This is a genomic window from Streptomyces sp. NPDC101490 (assembly GCF_044767145.1).
Lineage (GTDB): Bacteria > Actinomycetota > Actinomycetes > Streptomycetales > Streptomycetaceae > Streptomyces.
This window is the reverse complement of the sequence record NZ_JBIWNI010000030.1, coordinates 24,299-42,586: the sequence shown is the minus strand read 5'-3', so window position 1 is coordinate 42,586 and position 18,288 is coordinate 24,299. Positions and strand designations below refer to the sequence as shown.

Sequence of the window (18,288 nt, the reverse complement as noted above, 5' to 3'; positions counted from 1 at the left end):
TCCGGCTCCGCGCCTCCCGGCTCCGGCTCCGAGCTTCCCGGTTCCGGCTCGGGGCCTCCCGGTCCGTTCACTCCCCGCCTCCTCCGCGCAGCGCGTAACCGACGCCCCGCACCGTGTGCACGAGGCGCGGCTCGCCGCCCGCCTCCGTCTTGCGCCGCAGGTACATCACGTACACGTCCAGCGAGTTCGAGCTGGGTTCGAAGTCGAAGCCCCAGACGGCCTTGAGGATCTGCTCGCGGGTGAGGACCTGCCGGGGGTGGGCCAGGAACATCTCCAGGAGCGTGAACTCGGTCCTGGTCAGCTCCACGGTCCGGCCGCCCCGGGTCACCTCGCGGGTGGCCAGGTCCATCCGCAGGTCCTCGAAGGACAGCACGTCGGCGTCGGCGGGTTCGCCCGCCGAGGCGGCGGCGTACGAGCTGCGCCGCAGCAGCGCCCTGATCCGGGCGAACAGCTCGTCCAGTTCGAAGGGCTTCACCAGGTAGTCGTCGGCACCCGCGTCGAGCCCGGTGACACGGTCGCCGACGGTGTCGCGGGCGGTGAGCATCAGGATGGGCACGGTGGAGCCGGAGGCCCGGATGCGGCGGGCGGCGGTCAGTCCGTCCATCCGGGGCATCTGCACGTCGAGGACGACGAGGTCGGGGGCGTACGAGTCCATCTGGGCGAGCGCGTCCAGCCCGTCGACGGCGTCCCGCGTCCCGTACCCCTCGAAGGCGAGGCTGCGGCGCAGGGCCTCCCGGACGGCGGGTTCGTCGTCGACGACGAGGATGCGTTCGGCTTCGTGTCGTTGGCCAGTCATGGACTCAGCGTCGCACGCGGCCCCTTCACCGGTCAGCTTCCGCCGCCCGCGCGCAGGGTGTCCAGGTCGGCCTTCAGGGTGTTCACCGGGATCGCGAATCCGAGGCCGACGCTTCCGGCGGCGGAACCGCCCGAAGAACTGGGCGAATACATGGCCGAATTGATTCCGATGATCTGGCCCTTCATATTGATCAGGGCGCCGCCGGAATTCCCCGGATTGAGCGAGGCGTCGGTCTGGATCGCCTTGTACGTGGTCTTCGACGAGCCGGTGTCGCCGTTGAACTGCTGTCCGCCGAACTCGAACGGCCAGCCCTGGCGCGGGTCGGACTGCTGCTGCCGCTGCTGTCCGCCGTCGTCCTTGGCGACGGTCACGTCCCGGTCGAGGGCGGAGACGATGCCGCTGGTGACGGTCCCGGTGAGGCCCTCGGGGGAGCCGATGGCGACGACCTGGTCGCCGACCCGGAGGTCGTCGGAGTCGCCGAGCGTGGCGGCCTTGAGGCCGGAGGCGCCCTGGAGCTTGATCAGCGCCAGGTCCTTGGCGGGGTCGGTGCCGACGACGGACGCCTGGTAGGTCTTGCCGTCGCTGAGCCGCACGGTGACCTGGGAGGCGCCGGAGATCACGTGGTTGTTGGTGACGATCTCACCGTCGGAGGTGATGATCACGCCGGAGCCGGTGGACTGCCCGGAGTTCGAGGACGCGGAGATCTCGACGATCGAGGGGGAGACCGCCTGGGCGACCCCCGTGACCGTGCCCGTGGTGCCGGAGGAGACGGTGGTGCCGTTCACGGCGGAAGGTGCGGCGGCGACGGTGTTGTCGCTGGTGAGCCGCTCCACGACGGTCGCGGTGCCGCCGCCGATCGCGGCGGCGGCGATGGCCACGGCGGCCATCAGACCGACCCCGCGCCTGGCCCGGTGGCGCGGCGCGGACGTGGCGGCGGCCCCCGGGGCGGGCGGTGCCGGGGGCGGTACGTGCCCGCCGGACGGCCAGATCGTGGTGCCGGGCTCGGGGGTGAGGGGCCCCGCCGGGTCGTACGGCGGGCGCGGCGGGTAGGAGGGGTGCTGCGGCTGCTGCTCCGGGAAGTCCGTCATGGCTACGACTCTCGGAGCCGTACATGAGAGGTGTCTGAGGAGCGGCTGAGAAGCCCGACAGAAGCCTGTATGCCCGATATAAAGGGCCCTCTCCGGGGTCCGTGGAGGCCCCGGAGGGAAGAGCCGGTGGCCCCGTACGGGCTGTCCGGAAGGCCCCGGGAAGTGATCAGGTACGGGCTGTCCGGAAGGCCCCGGGAAGATCCCGTACGGGTCGTCCGGAAGGACCCCCGGGGATCCCGTACCGGCCGTCCGGAAAGGCCCCCCCCGGAAGGGATTCCGTACCGGCCCCCCGGGAGGGGTCAGCCGCCGTCGCAGCCGCAGGAGCGGCGGACGATCAGGGCCGAGGGGAACAGCTTCACGCGCTCGCGGCGGGAGCCCGACACCCGGATCGAGTCGTCCAGGACCAGGTCCACGGCGGCCCGTGCCATCGCGGGCCGGTCCGAGTGCACGGTGGTCAGCGGCGGGTCGGTGAGCGCCGCCTCCTTCACGTCGTCGAAGCCCGCGACGGCCAGCTCCGTCGGCACCTCGATCCGCAGTTCGCGGGCGGCCCTCAGCACACCGAAGGCCTGGTCGTCGGTGGAGCAGAAGATGGCCGGCGGCCTGTCGGGACCGGCGAGCAGCTTCAGCGCCACCTGGTAGGCGTCGTAACGGTTGTACGGGGCCTCGAAGAGGCGTCCCTCGACCGGCCGGCCCGCCTCGACCATCGCGCGCCGCCAGCCCTCGATGTGGTCGGCGACCGGGTCGCCCACGGCCGGGGTGCTCGGCACGCCGCCGAGGCACGCCACGTACGGGTGGCCGTGCTCCAGGAGGTGCCGGGTGGCGAGCTGCGCGCCCCCGATGTCGTCGGTCACCACGGCCACGTCGTCCATCGCCTCGGGCCGCTCGTGGAGCAGCACCACGCGCGCGTCCCAGGCCTCGATCTCGCTCGCCGCCTGCTCGCTCATGCCCTGGCTGACCAGGATCAGGCCGGAGACGCGCATCCCGAGGAAGGCCCGCAGATAGTGGACCTCGCGCTCGGTCCGGTAGTCGGAGTTCCCGACCAGGACCATCTTCCCGCGCTCGGCGGCGGCCTGTTCGACCGCGTGCGCCATCTCCGCGAAGAACGGCTGCCGCGCGTCCGGGACGATCATGCCTATGAGGTCGGTGCGCCGGGACGCCATGGCCTGCGCGACCCGGTCGGGGCGGTAGCCCAACTCCTTGATCGCGGCGAGGACACGCTCGCGCGTGGCCGGGGCGACCGGCCGGGGTCCGTTGTTGATCACGTAGCTCACGACCGCGGTCGAAGTACCCGCCAGTCGAGCTACGTCATCCCGCGTCACCTTGGCCACGCGCGGCAGTCTACGCGGGGGGACCTACCTACCGGCAGGTCGCACTGTGGCGTCCGCCACGTTCCTGTCCTCCGCCCGGGTGAGGTCCTCCGTGGCGCCCTTGACGCCCGCACCCGCGCGGGCCGCGCCCTTCGCCCGGGTGCTCTCCTGGGCGCGCGCCTCCTCGGCGGCCCGCTCGACCTTCTCCGGGGTGACGAAGCGGTAGCCGACGTTGCGGACCGTGCCGATGAGCGACTCGTGCTCCGGGCCCAGCTTGGCCCGCAGCCGCCGGACGTGGACGTCGACCGTCCGGGTGCCGCCGAAGTAGTCGTACCCCCACACCTCCTGGAGGAGCTGCGCGCGCGTGAACACCCGGCCCGGGTGCTGCGCCAGGTACTTCAGCAGCTCGAACTCCTTGAACGTCAGGTCCAGGACCCGGCCCTTGAGCTTCGCGCTGTACGTCGCCTCGTCCACCGACAGGTCGCCGTTGCGGATCTCCATCGGGCAGTCGTCCGCGACGATCTGCCGACGGCCCGTCGCCAGCCGCAGCCGCGCCTCGACCTCGGCGGGACCCGCCGTGTCGAGGAGGACGTCGTCGATGCCCCAGTCGGCGGTGACGGCCGCGAGACCGCCCTCGGTGACGACCAGGATCAGCGGACAGCCGAGCCCGGTGGAGCGCAGCAGCTGGCACAGGGAACGGACCTGCGGCAGATCGCGCCGCCCGTCGACGAGGATCACGTCCGCGCCGGGGGTGTCCACGAGGGCCGGGCCCTCCGCCGGGGCCACCCGGACACTGTGCAGCAGCAGGCCGAGGGCGGGGAGCACCTCGGTGGACGGCTGGAGGGCGTTGGTCAGAAGGAGCAGAGAACTCATCGGACTCCTCCCGGCACCGGTCGGTCGTGCTTCGTTCGCTCGCGCATCACTCGGTTCCTCCTCGGTCCCTGCCTGCGAGGACGTGGCACTGCTTCGTACGTCGTTCCGTACACGTCACTGCCTGCTCCAGCGCCCTGAGAGCTTTTGTTCATCCGTCCGTAACAACGGTCGGAAAACGCAAAAGGACCCGGGGGCTGCGTCGCCCGGATCCTCCGCCCAGCAGAATAGCCCACATGAGTTCAGAGGGAGAGGGCGGATTTCATATGGCTGATGTCTCCCTGATCACTTCCGGCTCCCGGCGGGCCATGTTGCGTACGAAGGACGATGTCCGGATCGAGGCGTTCTACGAACCTTTCCCGGCCAGTGTCACCGATACGGCCGTGGTCGTCGCGCACGGGTTCACCGGCTCGGCCGACCGGCCCGCCGTCCGGCGGGCCGCCCGCGCCTTCGCGGAGCGCGGCGCCGCCGCCGTCGTGACCTTCTCCTTCCGGGGCCACGGCGGCTCGGAGGGCCGCTCCACCGTCGGCGACCGGGAGGTCCTCGACCTGTCCGCCGCCGTCGGCTGGGCCCGCGGGCTCGGCCACGCGCGCGTGGCGACGGTCGGCTTCTCCATGGGGGGCTCCGTGGTGCTGCGCCACGCGGCCCTGGACCGGACACCGGAGGGGCGCGCCGACCGGGTGGCCGCCGTCTCCGCGCCCGCCCGCTGGTACTACCGGGGAACGGCCCCGATGCGCCGCCTCCACTGGGTGGTGACCCGCCCGGCGGGCCGGGTCGTCGGACGGTACGGGCTGCGCACCCGGATCGACAGCCGCCCCTGGGACCCCGAGCCGCTCTCCCCGGTGGCGGCGGTGTCGCTGATCGCGCCGACGCCGCTGCTCGTCGTGCACGGTGACCGGGACCCGTACTTCCCGCTCGACCATCCGAGGGCGCTCGCCGGGGCGGGTGACGCGGAACTGTGGCTGGAACACGGCATGGGGCACGCGGAGAACGCGGCCGACGCGGAGCTGCTCGCCCGGCTCGGGGACTGGCTCACGCGCGCATAGCCCATCATGGGGGGCGGCGCGCACACGAACGAAGGGAGCGCCGCTATGGCAGCGGGAACCATCCGCTACTGGGCCGCGGCCAAGGCAGCCGCGGGCGTCGCGGAGGAGCCGTACGCCGCCGAACACCTGGCGGAGGCCCTCGACGCGGTCCGCGCGAAGCACCGGGGGGAGCTGGCCCGGGTCCTCCTGCGGTGCTCGTTCCTGGTCGACGGCGACCCCGTCGGGACCCGGAGCCATGAGACGGTACGGCTTGCGGAGGGCGGCACGGTCGAGGTGCTCCCCCCGTTCGCAGGAGGGTGAACCCCACAGCATGAGCAACGACCAGTACCACGGCGGCCAGCCGTACGACCCGTACGCGAACGGGCAGGTCCAGGGGCACGGCGGGTTCCCGGCCCAGGCGCCGCAGAGTGCCGATGCCGCGCAGACGTGGGAGGGCCAGACCTGGGACACCACGTACCAGCCCTCCCTCTCGCCCGAGCAGGTCAGGGCGGCCCGCGCCCGGACCGGGCAGGAGCCCCCCGCGCCCCAGGGGTACGGGGCTCCGGCGCCTTCGTACGGGGGGCAGCAGCCGTACGCCGAGCAGATCCCTTACGCCGACCAGGTGCCCCACGCCGAGCAGAACCCGTACGCCGAGCAGAACCCCTACGCGGCCCCGCCGTCGTACGGCGGCGGCCAGGACCCCTACGGGGCGCAGCCGTCGCACGGGGCTCAGCAGGCACCGTACGGAGCGCCGGGACCGTACGGGACGCAGGAGCCCTACGGGACCGGGCAGCAGTCGTACGGGGCCCAGCAGCCGTACGGGACACCGCAGTCGTACGGAGCCCCGGCCCCGGTCGGCGCGTACCCGCCGCAGGCCGTCGGGGCCCCGACGGCCGAACCCGTACGGGAGGCCGATCCGGCGCCCGGGGCGGACCGCGAGTCCTCCTGGTCCCCGCCCACCACCTCGGGGAACACCCGGATCACCGACGCCCAGCGCGCGCGTGCCGAGGGCCGGTCTCCGATCATCGAGCCCGGGATGCGGCCCGCCGCGCTGACCGCCGTCCTCGGACTGCTCCTCGCGGGCGGCGCCGCCCTCGGCACGTACGGGCTGCTCCTCCCGCTCGTCCTGCTCCAGGGACTCACCGCCGCGGGCTGGTTCCGGCTCAACGGGATGTGGCCCGCCCGGCAGGGCATCGCGCTCGCCTTCGCCGGTGGCCTCGCCGCCGACGCGGCCCTGCTCGCCACCGGCCGGGAGCACGCCGCCGCCGCGATCCTCGGCACCCTCGGCGCCTGGGTGCTGCTATGCCTGGTCCTCCAGCTGCGCAGCCACGCCGACCCCGACGAGCGGATGTACGGCCTGATGGCGACCGTGGTCTCGGCGGCGCTCGCCGTCGTCGCCACCGGACACCTCGGGGCCGAACCCGACGCGGTGGTCGTCGGCGGGACCGCGGTGGCCGCCGCCGTCCTCGCCCGGGCGCTGCCGCTGCCCGGCGCGGTCTCCGCGGTCGTCGCGCTGCTCGCCTCCGCGGGCGCCGGGATCGCGGCCGGCGGACTCACCGGGCTGGGCACCCCGGGCGCGCTGCTCGGCCTCGGCGCCGGGGTCTGCGCCCTGATCGGCCTGCGGGTGGCCAGCTACGACTACCCGTCCCGCTTCGTGCACATGACGGCCGGGGTCGCGCTGCCGCTGACCGCCGCCGCGCCCGCCGTCTACCTGCTCGGCCGGGCCCTGGCCTGATCGTGGGGAAGGCGCCCGGGGCGACTCCCGGGCGCTCCCCGCGCGCCCCTCGGACAGGTCCAGGGCGCCCCTGAGACGGCCCTGACGCAACCCTGACCAGGCCCTGAACCGGGCGCCCGGAGGGAACCAACCGGCCTTCCGGCACGTCGGTCTTCGTGTCGGGGGGCCGGTTTTCCACTTCCATGCGGAGGGACGCACTACCCATGCGAGCACTGCGGATTCTGTTGATCGTGGCCGTCGTGCTGGGCGGGGTCCTGGTGGGGATCGACCGGCTGGCCGTGGCGTACGCGGAGTCGGAGGCGGCGGGCCGGGTGAAGCTCGCCGCCGTGACCAGCGACTCCCTGGACGTCGACATCAAGGGCTTCCCCTTCCTCACCCAGGTCGCGGACAAGCGGTTCGACGAGATCGACGTCAAGGTGTCCGGAGTGCGGACGACGGCGGGCGACCGGCACCTCCGGATCGGCGAGCTGACCGTGTCCCTGCGGGACGTGACCGTGACCGGCGACTGGTCCGGCGCGAAGGCGGGCTCCGCCAGCGGGACCGCCCTGGTCTCGTACGCGGACCTCACGGCCGCCTCCGAGCGGCAGGCCACCGTCGCCTACGGCGGCGACGGCAAGGTGAAGGTGACCGGCGGTGTGGAGGTGATGGGCCGCACCCTGACCCGCACCGTGGTGTCCACGGTGACCGTGGTGAACGGGGACACGATCAGGGTCCGGGCCGACGAGGTGCCCGGCGAGGGCATTCCCGGCATCGAGGGCCTGGTCCGTCAGCGCACCGACTTCGAGCGTCCGATCGGCGCGATAGCCGGGATGAAGGTGACGAAGGTCGAGCCGCGCCCGGAGGGCCTGGCGGTCACGGTGACCGGCCGGAACGTCGTTCTGGCGGGCTGATCCGCCGCACGGCGCTCACGGTCCGCCCCACGGCACTCGCCGCACGGTGCTCGCGGGCGTCGGGGCGGTGCCGTCCCGGGACCCGACCGGGCCCGGGGTGCCCGGCTGCCCCTCGCACCTACCGATTGGTCACATGCTGAGACGATGCTGTCCGATCCGCAGAAACGGCGCCTGAACCCTCGGTGCGGGGGCGTCCGGAGTCGACTCCCGTGGTGATCACATCTCACTCTTCGGACGATCGCGTCTCAAAATACGACACGGCGGTGACACGGCCGCCTGTCCGTCCCTACGATCGAGGGCATGAAGCGACAGGCGGATCTCACGAAGCGGCGGGCAGTCGATCTGTGCCGCGTCGCCGCCATGCTCTGTCGCTCCTTCTGAGCGGGACCCACCACTCCCGTATTCCTCAGGCCCTCCGACCGAGGTCGGGGCGCCCCGTGCAGCCGTACGCAGCCCGTAACGCACGTCCCGACGCGACGACGCGTACCGCCGTCACACCCGCACCACACCGCCGCACACTGCCCCGGAGGAGAACGAACATGGCTCGCAGCGACGTCCTGGTCGACGCGGACTGGGTCGAGGCCAACCTCGACAACCCGCAGGTCGCCCTCGTCGAGGTCGACGAGGACACCTCGGCCTACGAGAAGAACCACATCCGCAACGCCGTCCGGATCGACTGGACCCAGGACCTCCAGGACCCGGTCCGCCGCGACTTCATCGACCAGGAGGGCTTCGAGAAGCTCCTCTCGGCCAAGGGCATCGGGAACGACACGACGGTCGTCCTCTACGGCGGCAACAACAACTGGTTCGCCTCCTACGCCTACTGGTACTTCAAGCTCTACGGCCACCAGGACGTGAAGCTCCTCGACGGCGGCCGCAAGAAGTGGGAGCTCGACTCCCGCGACCTGGTCGACGGCTCCGTCGTCCCGTCCCGCCCGGCCACCGACTACAAGGCCAAGCCGCAGGACGCCTCGATCCGTGCCTTCCGCGACGACGTCGTGGCCGCGATCGGCGTCCAGAACCTGGTCGACGTCCGCTCGCCCGACGAGTTCTCCGGCAAGCTGCTCGCCCCGGCGCACCTCCCGCAGGAGCAGTCGCAGCGCCCCGGCCACGTACCGAGCGCCCGCAGCATCCCGTGGTCGAAGAACGCCAACGACGACGGCACCTTCAAGTCGGACGACGAGCTCAAGGCCCTCTACGAGGACGAGCAGGTCGACCTGGCGAAGGACACCATCGCCTACTGCCGCATCGGCGAGCGCTCCGCGCTGACCTGGTTCGTCCTGCACGAGCTGCTCGAGGTCACGAACGTCAAGAACTACGACGGTTCCTGGACCGAGTACGGCTCGCTCGTCGGCGTGCCGATCGAGCTCGGCCCCAGCAAGTAACCCGGACCCCTCGACCGTAAGGACAGAACGACATGTGTGGAGCGCAGCCCGGCGGCCCCGACGCCTCGACGATCAAGCCCGGTGAGACCACCATCCAGGGCTTCGTGACCAAGGACGGCGAGCCCGTCACCGGTTACGTCCGCCTCCTCGACTCGACCGGTGAGTTCACGGCCGAGGTCCCGACCTCCGCCACCGGCCAGTTCCGTTTCTACGCGGCCGAGGGCACGTGGACCGTCCGCGCCCTGGTTCCCGGCGGCACCGCCGACCGCCAGGTCGTGGCGCAGAAGGGTGGCCTCGCGGAGGTCGCCATCGCGGTCTGACCCGCGACACCGAACCGGCCGAAGGGCCGTGCCTCCTGGGGGGTTGGACGCCATTTCCAGGACTTGAGGCACGGCCCTTCGGTCGTACCCTGGAGTTGTGTACGCACGCCGTCGGCACGTCTACTTCTGGATGATGGGCGCCTGCCTGGCCCTGTTCGTGGGCGCCTGGGCCGTCGTGCGGCTCTTCTCGGTGCCCGCCGCCGTCGGCATGTGCGTGGTCGCCATGGTCATCCCGCCGGTCGCCGCGATCGTCGCGAACCGCAGGGGCCCCGAGGACCGCTGGTGGGACGACCCCTCGGGAGACCCTAAGTCGGACGAGTGGTGGGACGAACTCGACGGCAAGGGCCACGGCGGGAACGACGGGAAGAAGCGGCCGGAGGAGTAGCCGGGACCGCACCCGGGCCGGGCCGCCGGAGCCGCTTCGTCGCTCCTCCGAAGCCCTTCGGGAGAGCCGCTTCGGCGCTCCCCGGTGCCGCTCGGACCATTCCCCGGAGCCGCCCGGTTTCCCTCCGGAGCCGCTTCGTCCCCCCGGGCCCCCGGGCCCCGCCCCGCCGTGTCAGTAGACGAGCGCTTGCGTCCCGTCGGCCATGGCCTCCTGCACGAAGACCTGCGCCCCGGCGATGCGGACGCCGTCCAGGACGTCCTCCTCGGTGATCTCGCGCCGGGTCGCGCACTGGGTGCAGAGCGTGACCCGCCCGGCCGCGAGGACCGAGTCGATCAGGTCCGGCAGCGGTGCGGCGTGCGGCAGCTCGAACTCGGCGGCCCGGCCCGGCAGGGCGAACCACGAGGACTCGCCGGTCAGCCAGAGCGACACCTCGACGCCGCTGGCCACCGCGACGGCGGCCACCGTGAAGGCCTGCGAGCAGCGTTCGGGGGCGTCGGCCCCGGCGGTCACCTTGATCACGAGCTTCTTCGCCATGTGCCGAACTGTAATGCGCGCCACCACAACCTCTCGCGCCCCTGGTGTGTCTGCTCTGTGCGCGGATAACGGAATCCGTGCTTCAGGTCTCGTGGGGGGACTTTTGAACACCGAAGAGAACATCCCGGACCGGGACGGGGCGGCACCGCACGCGGACGCGCCGCCACCCGGTACGGACGCGCCGCCGTCGCACGCGGACGCCCCGGCACCCGGTACGGACGCGCCGACACCGCACGTGGACGCCCCGGCACCGCCGGAGCGGCCCGCGCGGCCACGCCGCCGCGCGCTCCGGACGCTCGGACTGATCGCCGTCGCGGCGGTCCTCGGCGTGGTCGGCGGCACGGCCGTCGGATACGGGGTGCAGGCGGAGCGTCCGCCGGTCCCGCTGGCCGCCCTCAACCAGCCGGGCCTCGCGTACCCGGCGAAGCCGCTGCCGAAGGGCCAGGAGCCGGAGCCGCTGTCGGCGAAGGAGGACCTCCAGCTCAAGGCCGAGGGCGACCTGCGGAAACTGCTGCTCCCGAAGCCCGAGGGCGCGCGCGGCGGCGAGGGCGGCTGGATGTCGCTCGCCGACTACGCCGACAGCTTCACGCAGCCCGACGCGGCACTGGAGTCCGACCTCGAACAGAAGATCCGGCGGATCGCCGTGCGCACGTGGTCCGCGGGCGAGAACCGACGGGTCAAGATCGAGCTCGCCCAGTACCGCCCTTCGTCCGGGATGGGCGCGTACGAGCACGTGCGGGGGCAGCAGGCCATCGCCATCGACGAGGCGAGGTCCGGTTCGCTCGGGGAGCCCGTGAAGGGCTCGGAGAACGGGCGCTACTTCGTCTACCCGGTGGAGCGGAAGGCCGGATACCTCGACTTCTACCAGGCCCGTGCCTTCATCCAGCACGGTGACATCGCCATCACCATCCTCGTGTTCGACACACGGAAGATCACCAAGAACGAGATCCGCTCGCTGGCCGAGCGGCAGCTGGGGCGTCTGTGACCGAGAAGACCGGGGGCCGCGCACGCCGCCTCCTGAAGAACACCCTGATCGCCGTCCTCGTGCTCGGCGCCGTGGGCGGCGGAGTCGCCTACACCGCCGTCACCGTCGACGGGGCCGACCGCACGGCGCCCACCGTGGCATGGGAGCGCCCGACCGCGACCGCCACCCCCGGGGACCCCGCCGCGGACATCGGCAGGGGCCGTGCCTCCACTCCGATGAGCAAGCTCCTGCTGCCGGTGCCGGACGGCTATGTGCTCGGCTCCGACATCGACGAGTACGGCAACGACGGCGAGCTCGACGGGAAGGCGGCGGCCGCCCTCTTCAAGCGGACGAGCAGGACCGTCTACGGCAAGGAGCGCCGTGCCTACGAGAAGGCGGTCGACGCCCTCGGCGTCCAGGGCATGGCCGTGCGCTCGTACGCGCGGGTGGACAACAGCCTCCAGGCGGAGGTGCTCGTCCTGAGGATGAAGGACAGGAAGGCCGTCCGGAAGTTCTACGAGATCCGGAAGGACCTGGGCGAGCTCCTGGATCTGGACAAGGGCCCGAAGATCGAGGGCCACACGAAGAACGCCGTCTGTCATCTGGGCCCCGAGCCCACCAAGCCCGAGAAGGGGCCGGACGACGAGTTCCGGACCCCCGAGCTCCGGAAGGTGCTCTGCGTGGCGTACGAGGGCGAGGTCATGGTCACCGTCACGGCGTACGGCATCCCGCCTCTTGAGACCAAGGCCGTGGCGGACCTCCTCGGGAAGCAGATCCGCCACATCGAGTCCCCGGGGGAGTACATATGACCGAGCAGACGACCGAGCAGACGACCGAGCGGGCACCGGAACGACCGGCCGGGGAGCCGACGCCCGAGCCCGCACCGACGCCCGAGCCCGCGCCTGCGCCCGAACGTCCGGCCGGGCCTGTGGCCGAGACGAATGCCGGGCCTGTGGCCGGGACTCCGACGGACCCCGTGGCCGGGACGCCTGCCGAGCAGTCGTCCGGGCAGTCGGACGGGCAGCCGACCGGGCCCGTGGCTCCCCGGCGGACCCGGCGGGTGGTGTGGGCCGTGGCCCGCTGGACGGCCGCCGTCGTCGTGTGCGGCGGCGTCGGCACCGGGACCGCCCTGGGGATCACCGCTCTCGACCGGGACGAGGTCCCCGGACTCGCGACCGAGGACGACGGGCGCTGGGAGTACCCCCGGCTCGTCCTCCCGGCGCTGCCCGCGGACAAGCCCCGCCCCTTCACCGCGGGCAACGACGGCGAGATCCACCACGCGGACCCGCGCGCCCTGCTGCTGCCCGCGCCCGCCGGTGCGACGCCCGATCCGAAGCTGGACGGCGGGTTCGTGTCCACGGAGGCGTACCTCTCCCTCTACGGCGAGGAGTTCCGTGACGAGCTCCGCAAGAGCCTGTCGGACTCCACCCTGCGGCACGTCGTCGCCCGGGGGTGGACCATGCCGGACGGCACCCGCACCAGCGTCCACCTGCTCCGGTTCAGCTCCGTCGCGTACGCAGAGTCGTACGGGGACACGGCTCTGGAGGTGGACGGCACGAGCGGCCCGAAGGCGCTGCCCCTCGGGGTGGAGACCCCCGTCCCCGAGGAGCTCGCGGACGACGTGGAGGTCCCCGATACGCGGGCGTACGTCTACCGGGAGAAGAAGCCCTACGGCGCCGAGCAGACCCGCTGGGCGTACGTGCAGGCCGGGGACACCCTCGCGCTGATCACCCAGACCCGGAAGGGCGAGTCGCTCGCGGTGCCGTTCCAGCAGACCGCCACCCTGCAGAACCAGCTGCTCGGCTAGCCGATCCCCGCGAGACCCACCTCACCGAGTGGGCCGGGCCCCCGCCCACTAAGCTGGGGTCCGGCCCGTTCAGCCTTCACCGCTCGTCCGAGGAGCACCCCGTGATCATTTTCTTCGAAGCTCTGCTGGTCCTGGTCTGTGTCGGCGTCCTCGCCTTCACCGGTCTGGCCGTGAAGAAGCTGTACCAGGGCCAGCGCTAACCCCTCCGAGAGAACGCCAGAGCTGCTCATGATCGAGATCCCTTCCGACCTCAACCCGGGCCTCGTCCCCCTCGCGTTCCTGCTCGGTACGTGGGAGGGCGCGGGCGTCGCGGACTTCCCCGGCGCCGAGAAGTGCAACTTCGGCCAGTCCGTGACCTTCAGCCACGACGGCCGGGACTTCCTCGAATACCACTCCCACTCCTGGGTCCTGGACAACGAGGGCAACAAGGTCAGCCCGCTGGAGAGCGAGAGCGGCTACTGGCGGATCGACAAGGACCGCAAGGTCGAGATCGTCATGGTCCGTGACCAGGGCATCGTCGAGATCTGGTACGGCGAGCTCGCCGACCAGAAGCCGCAGATCGACCTGGCGACGGACGCCGTCGCCCGGACGGCGGCCTCGGGCCCGTACGCCGGCGGAAAGCGCCTCTACGGCTACGTCAAGAGCGACCTCATGTGGGTGGGCGAGAAGGCGACCCCCGAGGTCCCGCTCCGCCCGTACATGTCGGCGCACCTGAAGAAGGTCGTCACGCCGGAAGAGGTCGCGGAGATGGCCCGCAACCTCGGCGACCTGCCGGACGACGGCATCGCCTTCTTCCGCTAGAACCGGACGCCCGCCGGGCCCGAGCCCTGGGCTCGGGCCCCGCGCCCTCCTACACTGGGGGCGTGGTGAGCACCGACTGGAAGAGCGACCTGCGGCAGCGCGGCTATCGGCTGACGCCGCAGCGTCAGCTTGTCCTGGAGGCGGTCGACGCGCTGGAACACGCGACGCCGGACGACATCCTGGTCGAGGTCCGCAGGACCGCCTCCGGGGTGAACATCTCCACCGTGTACCGGACCCTGGAGCTCCTGGAGGAGCTGGGCCTGGTGAGCCACGCCCATCTGGGGCACGGGGCTCCCACGTACCACCTCGCCGACCGGCACCACCATCTGCACCTGGTGTGCCGGGACTGCTCCGGGGTGATCGAGGCGGACGTCGAGGTGGCCGCCGAGTTCACCGGGAAGCTCCGGAAGACCTTCGGTTTCGAGACCGACATGAAGCACTTCGCGATCTTCGGGCGGTGCGGGGACTGCGCCGCGAAGGACTCCGCCGCCGGGTCGTAGGCTTTTCCCATGGAGCGACCTTCCCCGATCAGTCCTCTGCTGTCCCTGCCCGGCGCCGTAGCGGCCGAGGGCCATGACGCAGGGGTCGCCGCGCACTACGGCGACCTGTTCCGTGAGCAGCGCGCCCTCGCCGACGGGCGCGGGTTCGTCGACCTCTCGCACCGGGGTGTCGTCGCCGTCACCGGTGACGACCGGCTGAGCTGGCTGCATCTGCTTGTCACCCAGTACATGACGGACCTGGTGCCCGGCCGGGCCACCGAGGCGCTGGTCCTCTCCGCCAACGGGCACATCGAGCACGCCCTGTACCTCGTCGACGACGGCGAGACGCTGTGGGCGCACGTGGAGCCGGGGACCCGGGAGGAACTGGTCCGGTACCTGGAGTCGATGAAGTTCTTCTACCGGGTGGAGGTCGCCGACCGCACGGACGACATCGCGGTCGTCCACCTCCCGGCCGGTTCCGTCGCCGCGACCCCCGAGGGCGTCGCCGTACGGGAGACCCCGTACGGCCGTGATCTGTTCCTGCCCCGCGCCGGGCTGGAGTCCTTCGCCGCCGCGCACGGTCCGGCCGCCGGGATCCTCGCGTACGAGGCGCTGCGGGTCGAGGCGCACCGGCCCCGGCTCGGTTTCGAGACGGACCACCGGACCATCCCGCACGAGATCGGCCTCATCGGCAGCGCCGTCCACCTCCAGAAGGGCTGCTACCGGGGGCAGGAGACCGTCGCCCGGGTGCAGAACCTGGGGAAGCCGCCGCGCCGTCTCGTCTTCCTGCACCTGGACGGCAGCGAGGTGCTGCTGCCGGGGCACGGCGCCCCGGTGCGGCTGGCCGCCGACGGCGAGGAGGGGCGTCAGCTCGGCTTCGTGACGACCGCCGTCCGCCACCACGAACTGGGCCCGATCGCCCTGGCCCTGGTCAAGCGGAACGTGCCGGTCGACGCCCCGCTGATCGTGGGCACGACCGCCGCCGCGCAGGAGACGGTCGTCGAGCCGTAGGCGGGGCGGCGGGGGCCGTCGACGGGTCGGCCGGTCGTACGGCCGACCCTGGTCGGTCGTACGGGCCGGGTCGGTCGTCCCGCCTTCGGAGGTGCCCGGACCCGGGGCGCCCGGACCCGGGGTGTCAGACCTCGATCAGGACCGTGAACGGGCCGTCGTTCGTGAGCGAGACGCGCATGTCCGCTCCGAAGCGGCCCGTCTCCACGTGCGCGCCCAGTTCCCGCAGCCGGGCCACGACCTCGTCCACGAGGGGTTCGGCGACGGGGCCGGGGGCAGCCGCGTTCCAGGTGGGGCGGCGGCCCTTGCGGGCGTCTCCGTAGAGGGTGAACTGGGAGATCACGAGCAGCGGCGCGTTCACGTCGGAGCATGACTTCTCGTCGGCCAGTACCCGGACGGACCAGAGCTTTCTGGCCAATTGGGCGGCCTTCTCCGGGGTGTCGTCATGGGTCACCCCCACCAGCACGCACAAGCCCTCGCCGGTGATCGCACCGACGGTCTCCCCTGCGACGACGACGCTCGCGCCGTCCACCCTCTGTACCACTGCACGCATACGCCCCAACCTACCCAGCGGTCCCGAGTCCGGCGGAGGAGGGGCCGAACGGGTGCAGCGCGACTGCACGGGCACGAGGAGGAGTGGCACCATGCGTGTCAGGCGGTGCGCTCCGCACCGGTCGAGGGGAACGAATCTCATGAGTGCACCTGGCACCGGGCCGACGCCGTCCGGCCCCGTACCGCTGTTCCGCGCCGGAACCCGGGGCGGTGGACCGGGACCGGCCACCCGCCCGCCCGCCCAGCGGAGCACCGAGCCCGCCCCGCCCGAGCGGCCCGAGCCGGAGCTCGGCGCGCTGCGGCTGCCCGAACTGCGGGCGCTGCGCCGGGACGCGCAGAGCGACGAGGCCGACCTGAGCTATGTCCGCCGGATGCTCCAGGGCCGGATCGACATCCTGCGGGCCGAACTGGCGCGGCGGACCGACCCCGAGACGCCGGTCCTCGACCGGCTGTCCGAGATCCTCGCCGACGTGCCCTCGCGGCACCGCACCTCGGCCCGGCACGTGACGATGTCGACGCCCCGCAACGAGGAGTACCGGCGGCTCGCGGCCGACATGCTCTCTGAGGTCGAGCTGTCGGACCTGACGGCCCGCACGGACGACGAACTGCACGCGGCGATGGGCCGGTTGGCCGGGTACGAGCAGCAGATCTCGCGGTGCCGCCAGCGCCTCCAGCGGACCGCCGACGACTGCAGCGCGGAGATCGCCCGCCGCTACCGAGAGGGCGAGGCGCAGGTCGACGACCTGCTCGCGTGACCGGAGCCGCCCCTCGGGAGTCCTCGTACGTGCGGGGGTGCTCGTGCGGGAGCCCTCGTGGGTGCCTTCCCGTGCGGGCGGGCCCGTGGGTGCCTTCCCGTGCGGGCGGGCCCGTGGGTGCCTTCCCGTGCGGGCGGGCCCGTGGGTGTCTTCCCGTAGGTGTTGTCCCGGACAGGCTGTCCGGTGGGTGTTTTCCCGTACGTGCTGTCCCGTACGTGCTGTCCCGTACGGGCTGTCCGGTGGGTGTCTTCCCGTACGGGTCGGGCCCGGCGGGGAAAACCCGGGTGCGTCCGGGAGGGGGCCGTGCGTAGGGTCGCGGCATGACTGTCGATGTGCGCACGGTGGCGGAATCCGAGTTCTCCGACTGGCAGCGGGCCCTGCGGGTCGGTTTCCTCCGCCCGCCGGTCGTCTCCGACGCGGAGGTCGTCGACCGGCTCCCGCACGTCGATCTCACCCGCACGCTCGGCGCCTACGACCGGGGCCGGACCGTCGCCACCTTCCGCTCGTTCCGGCAGGAGGTGAGCACGGTCGGCGGCGGGATCCTCACCGCCGACGCGATCACCCAGGTCACGGTCTCCCCGACGCACCGCAGGCGCGGGCTGCTGAGCCGGATGATGTCCACCGATCTGACCGCCGCGAAGGAGCGGGGCGACGCCCTGGCGACCCTGATCGCCGCCGAGTACCCGATCTACGGCCGTTTCGGTTTCGGCGTGGCCAGCTCGATCGCCGAGTGGAGCGTGGACCTGCGCGTCGCCGGGCTCGACCCGCGCCGCTCGGGCCGCCCGGAGGACGGCGGCAGGATCGATCTGACCGACGCCGACGAGATCCGCGAGGTCGGCCCCGACGTGCACCGCGCGCTCATGGGCGTCCGGGCGGGCGTCACCGCGCGCACCCCGCGCGACTGGGACAACGGCACCGGGGCGGCCGTGCAGAGCGAGCCCTGGCAGGAGCCGTACTACGCGGTGTACCGGGCGGAGTCCGGCGAGGTCGAGGGGTACGTCGCCTACACCGTCGACGAGCGGTGGGACGACGCCAAGCAGCCCGTGAACACGGCGAAGGTGCGGGACCTGATCGCCGCCACCCCCGCCGCCGAGCGGGCCCTGTGGGAGTACGTCTGCTCCGTCGACTGGATCTCCACGGTCCGCTCCGGCTACCGGGCGACCGACGACCCGCTGCCCTCCCTGCTGCCGGACCGGCGCGCCGCCCGCGTCCTGACGCACGCGGACATGCTCTGGGTCCGTGTCCTGGACGCCGTACGGGTCCTGGAGGGCCGTACGTACCCCGTCACGGACGGTCTGGTGCTCGATGTGCGGGACGGGTACGCGACCGGTGAGGCGGGCGGCTTCACCGGCGGGCGGTACCTGCTGGACGCCTCCCCCGACGGGGTCTCCTGCGTCCGGACGACCCGGTCCGCCGATCTCGCCTTCGACGTGGCGCACCTCGGCGCGTTCGCGTTCGGCGACGAGTCCGCCGTACGGCTCGCCCGCCTCGGGCTCGTCGACGAGCTGACGCCGGGCGCGGCCGCCCGCGCCGATCTGCTGTTCCACACCCCGCTGCGGGCCTTCTCGCCCGACATCTTCTGAGGGG

22 protein-coding genes are annotated in these 18,288 nt (G+C 72.4%); 16 read left to right on the top strand and 6 right to left on the bottom strand.

The genetic code is table 11. The features are described 5' to 3' along the window. Nucleotides 1–67 precede the first annotated feature (67 nt). The 4 genes from ACIRQY_RS32575 to ACIRQY_RS32560 form a co-directional block, all read right to left on the bottom strand. The gene (locus ACIRQY_RS32575) at nucleotides 68–796 is read right to left on the bottom strand and encodes a response regulator transcription factor (protein WP_351793956.1); all 729 of its coding nucleotides are present in this window, start codon (nucleotides 794–796) and stop codon (nucleotides 68–70) included. A 32-nt stretch (nucleotides 797–828) separates the two neighbouring features. Beyond that, on the bottom strand, nucleotides 829–1,884 hold the full coding sequence (locus tag ACIRQY_RS32570; protein WP_403931676.1) for a S1C family serine protease: 1,056 nt from the start codon (nucleotides 1,882–1,884) through the stop codon (nucleotides 829–831). A 299-nt stretch (nucleotides 1,885–2,183) separates the two neighbouring features. Next, nucleotides 2,184–3,212 (bottom strand): LacI family DNA-binding transcriptional regulator, encoded by a 1,029-nt coding sequence (locus tag ACIRQY_RS32565; RefSeq protein WP_403931673.1) that lies wholly within the window; start codon nucleotides 3,210–3,212, stop codon nucleotides 2,184–2,186. Between the two features lie 24 nt (nucleotides 3,213–3,236). Then, entirely contained in the window at nucleotides 3,237–4,064 is an 828-nt protein-coding gene (locus tag ACIRQY_RS32560) for a response regulator transcription factor (protein WP_351793966.1), read from the bottom strand. Nucleotides 4,065–4,297: 233 nt separating this feature from the next. On the opposite strand from ACIRQY_RS32560, the gene ACIRQY_RS32555 reads away from it, so the two are divergent. From ACIRQY_RS32555 to ACIRQY_RS32520, 8 genes are all read left to right on the top strand, one after another. Next, nucleotides 4,298–5,107, top strand: a complete 810-nt coding sequence (locus tag ACIRQY_RS32555; protein ID WP_403931670.1) for an alpha/beta hydrolase — start codon at nucleotides 4,298–4,300, stop codon at nucleotides 5,105–5,107. A 45-nt stretch (nucleotides 5,108–5,152) separates the two neighbouring features. Further along, nucleotides 5,153–5,407: a MoaD/ThiS family protein gene (locus ACIRQY_RS32550; protein ID WP_351793970.1), complete on the top strand. Its 255-nt coding sequence runs from the start codon at nucleotides 5,153–5,155 to the stop codon at nucleotides 5,405–5,407. 10 nt (nucleotides 5,408–5,417) lie between these two features. Next, entirely contained in the window at nucleotides 5,418–6,821 is a 1,404-nt protein-coding gene (locus ACIRQY_RS32545) for a hypothetical protein (protein ID WP_403931667.1), read from the top strand. Between the two features lie 203 nt (nucleotides 6,822–7,024). Then, the gene (locus tag ACIRQY_RS32540) at nucleotides 7,025–7,711 is read left to right on the top strand and encodes a DUF2993 domain-containing protein (protein WP_403931664.1); all 687 of its coding nucleotides are present in this window, start codon (nucleotides 7,025–7,027) and stop codon (nucleotides 7,709–7,711) included. Between the two features lie 300 nt (nucleotides 7,712–8,011). Further along, nucleotides 8,012–8,092 carry a putative leader peptide gene (locus tag ACIRQY_RS32535; protein WP_351515640.1) on the top strand — a complete coding sequence of 27 codons (81 nt, stop codon included), beginning with the start codon at nucleotides 8,012–8,014 and terminating at the stop codon, nucleotides 8,090–8,092. Between the two features lie 158 nt (nucleotides 8,093–8,250). Beyond that, nucleotides 8,251–9,096 carry a sulfurtransferase gene (locus tag ACIRQY_RS32530; protein ID WP_351793978.1) on the top strand — a complete coding sequence of 282 codons (846 nt, stop codon included), beginning with the start codon at nucleotides 8,251–8,253 and terminating at the stop codon, nucleotides 9,094–9,096. A 32-nt stretch (nucleotides 9,097–9,128) separates the two neighbouring features. Further along, nucleotides 9,129–9,416 (top strand): DUF1416 domain-containing protein, encoded by a 288-nt coding sequence (locus tag ACIRQY_RS32525; protein ID WP_017242395.1) that lies wholly within the window; start codon nucleotides 9,129–9,131, stop codon nucleotides 9,414–9,416. A 97-nt stretch (nucleotides 9,417–9,513) separates the two neighbouring features. Beyond that, complete coding sequence (locus tag ACIRQY_RS32520) at nucleotides 9,514–9,801, top strand: DUF3099 domain-containing protein (RefSeq protein WP_351793981.1); 288 nt, start codon at nucleotides 9,514–9,516, stop codon at nucleotides 9,799–9,801. A gap of 171 nt (nucleotides 9,802–9,972) precedes the next feature. Here the strand turns inward: ACIRQY_RS32520 and ACIRQY_RS32515 are convergent, their stop codons facing one another. Beyond that, on the bottom strand, nucleotides 9,973–10,335 hold the full coding sequence (locus tag ACIRQY_RS32515; protein WP_351793984.1) for a DsrE family protein: 363 nt from the start codon (nucleotides 10,333–10,335) through the stop codon (nucleotides 9,973–9,975). Between the two features lie 103 nt (nucleotides 10,336–10,438). Between ACIRQY_RS32515 and ACIRQY_RS32510 the strand changes: the two genes are divergently transcribed. The 6 genes from ACIRQY_RS32510 to ACIRQY_RS32485 all read left to right on the top strand — a co-directional run bounded on the left by ACIRQY_RS32510 (nucleotide 10,439) and on the right by ACIRQY_RS32485 (nucleotide 15,397). Next, on the top strand, nucleotides 10,439–11,320 hold the full coding sequence (locus ACIRQY_RS32510) for a hypothetical protein (RefSeq protein ID WP_403931660.1): 882 nt from the start codon (nucleotides 10,439–10,441) through the stop codon (nucleotides 11,318–11,320). After that, on the top strand, nucleotides 11,317–12,108 hold the full coding sequence (locus ACIRQY_RS32505) for a hypothetical protein (RefSeq protein WP_403931657.1): 792 nt from the start codon (nucleotides 11,317–11,319) through the stop codon (nucleotides 12,106–12,108). The genes ACIRQY_RS32510 and ACIRQY_RS32505 overlap by 4 nt, the downstream gene beginning before the upstream one ends. After that, entirely contained in the window at nucleotides 12,105–13,106 is a 1,002-nt protein-coding gene (locus ACIRQY_RS32500; protein WP_403931653.1) for a hypothetical protein, read from the top strand. The genes ACIRQY_RS32505 and ACIRQY_RS32500 overlap by 4 nt, the downstream gene beginning before the upstream one ends. A 228-nt stretch (nucleotides 13,107–13,334) precedes the next feature. Further along, nucleotides 13,335–13,907, top strand: coding sequence for an FABP family protein (locus ACIRQY_RS32495; protein WP_351793995.1), 573 nt, complete (start codon nucleotides 13,335–13,337; stop codon nucleotides 13,905–13,907). Nucleotides 13,908–13,969: 62 nt separating this feature from the next. Then, nucleotides 13,970–14,407 (top strand): Fur family transcriptional regulator, encoded by a 438-nt coding sequence (locus tag ACIRQY_RS32490; protein WP_403931650.1) that lies wholly within the window; start codon nucleotides 13,970–13,972, stop codon nucleotides 14,405–14,407. 9 nt (nucleotides 14,408–14,416) lie between these two features. Continuing rightward, on the top strand, nucleotides 14,417–15,397 hold the full coding sequence (locus ACIRQY_RS32485) for a YgfZ/GcvT domain-containing protein (RefSeq protein ID WP_403931647.1): 981 nt from the start codon (nucleotides 14,417–14,419) through the stop codon (nucleotides 15,395–15,397). 124 nt (nucleotides 15,398–15,521) lie between these two features. Here ACIRQY_RS32485 and dtd read toward each other — a convergent pair whose 3' ends face one another. After that, nucleotides 15,522–15,947 carry a D-aminoacyl-tRNA deacylase gene (gene dtd, locus ACIRQY_RS32480; protein WP_351794003.1) on the bottom strand — a complete coding sequence of 142 codons (426 nt, stop codon included), beginning with the start codon at nucleotides 15,945–15,947 and terminating at the stop codon, nucleotides 15,522–15,524. Nucleotides 15,948–16,086: 139 nt separating this feature from the next. Between dtd and ACIRQY_RS32475 the strand changes: the two genes are divergently transcribed. After that, nucleotides 16,087–16,701 carry an ABC transporter substrate-binding protein gene (locus ACIRQY_RS32475; protein WP_351794006.1) on the top strand — a complete coding sequence of 205 codons (615 nt, stop codon included), beginning with the start codon at nucleotides 16,087–16,089 and terminating at the stop codon, nucleotides 16,699–16,701. Between the two features lie 320 nt (nucleotides 16,702–17,021). Then, the gene (locus tag ACIRQY_RS32470) at nucleotides 17,022–18,284 is read left to right on the top strand and encodes a GNAT family N-acetyltransferase (protein ID WP_403931644.1); all 1,263 of its coding nucleotides are present in this window, start codon (nucleotides 17,022–17,024) and stop codon (nucleotides 18,282–18,284) included. Nucleotides 18,285–18,288: the final 4 nt, after the last annotated feature.

Bases quoted from the DNA above. Each gene is read 5' to 3' on its own strand.
- ACIRQY_RS32575 (WP_351793956.1), bottom strand. From the start codon at position 796: ATGACTGGCCAACGACACGAAGCCGAACGCATCCTCGTCGTCGACGAC.
- ACIRQY_RS32570 (WP_403931676.1), bottom strand. From the start codon at position 1,884: ATGACGGACTTCCCGGAGCAGCAGCCGCAGCACCCCTCCTACCCGCCG.
- ACIRQY_RS32560 (WP_351793966.1), bottom strand. From the start codon at position 4,064: ATGAGTTCTCTGCTCCTTCTGACCAACGCCCTCCAGCCGTCCACCGAG.
- ACIRQY_RS32555 (WP_403931670.1), top strand. From the start codon at position 4,298: ATGAGTTCAGAGGGAGAGGGCGGATTTCATATGGCTGATGTCTCCCTG.
- ACIRQY_RS32550 (WP_351793970.1), top strand. From the start codon at position 5,153: ATGGCAGCGGGAACCATCCGCTACTGGGCCGCGGCCAAGGCAGCCGCG.
- ACIRQY_RS32545 (WP_403931667.1), top strand. From the start codon at position 5,418: ATGAGCAACGACCAGTACCACGGCGGCCAGCCGTACGACCCGTACGCG.
- ACIRQY_RS32540 (WP_403931664.1), top strand. From the start codon at position 7,025: ATGCGAGCACTGCGGATTCTGTTGATCGTGGCCGTCGTGCTGGGCGGG.
- ACIRQY_RS32535 (WP_351515640.1), top strand. From the start codon at position 8,012: ATGAAGCGACAGGCGGATCTCACGAAGCGGCGGGCAGTCGATCTGTGC.
- ACIRQY_RS32530 (WP_351793978.1), top strand. From the start codon at position 8,251: ATGGCTCGCAGCGACGTCCTGGTCGACGCGGACTGGGTCGAGGCCAAC.
- ACIRQY_RS32525 (WP_017242395.1), top strand. From the start codon at position 9,129: ATGTGTGGAGCGCAGCCCGGCGGCCCCGACGCCTCGACGATCAAGCCC.
- ACIRQY_RS32515 (WP_351793984.1), bottom strand. From the start codon at position 10,335: ATGGCGAAGAAGCTCGTGATCAAGGTGACCGCCGGGGCCGACGCCCCC.
- ACIRQY_RS32500 (WP_403931653.1), top strand. From the start codon at position 12,105: ATGACCGAGCAGACGACCGAGCAGACGACCGAGCGGGCACCGGAACGA.
- ACIRQY_RS32495 (WP_351793995.1), top strand. From the start codon at position 13,335: ATGATCGAGATCCCTTCCGACCTCAACCCGGGCCTCGTCCCCCTCGCG.
- ACIRQY_RS32485 (WP_403931647.1), top strand. From the start codon at position 14,417: ATGGAGCGACCTTCCCCGATCAGTCCTCTGCTGTCCCTGCCCGGCGCC.
- dtd (WP_351794003.1), bottom strand. From the start codon at position 15,947: ATGCGTGCAGTGGTACAGAGGGTGGACGGCGCGAGCGTCGTCGTCGCA.
- ACIRQY_RS32475 (WP_351794006.1), top strand. From the start codon at position 16,087: ATGAGTGCACCTGGCACCGGGCCGACGCCGTCCGGCCCCGTACCGCTG.
- ACIRQY_RS32470 (WP_403931644.1), top strand. From the start codon at position 17,022: ATGACTGTCGATGTGCGCACGGTGGCGGAATCCGAGTTCTCCGACTGG.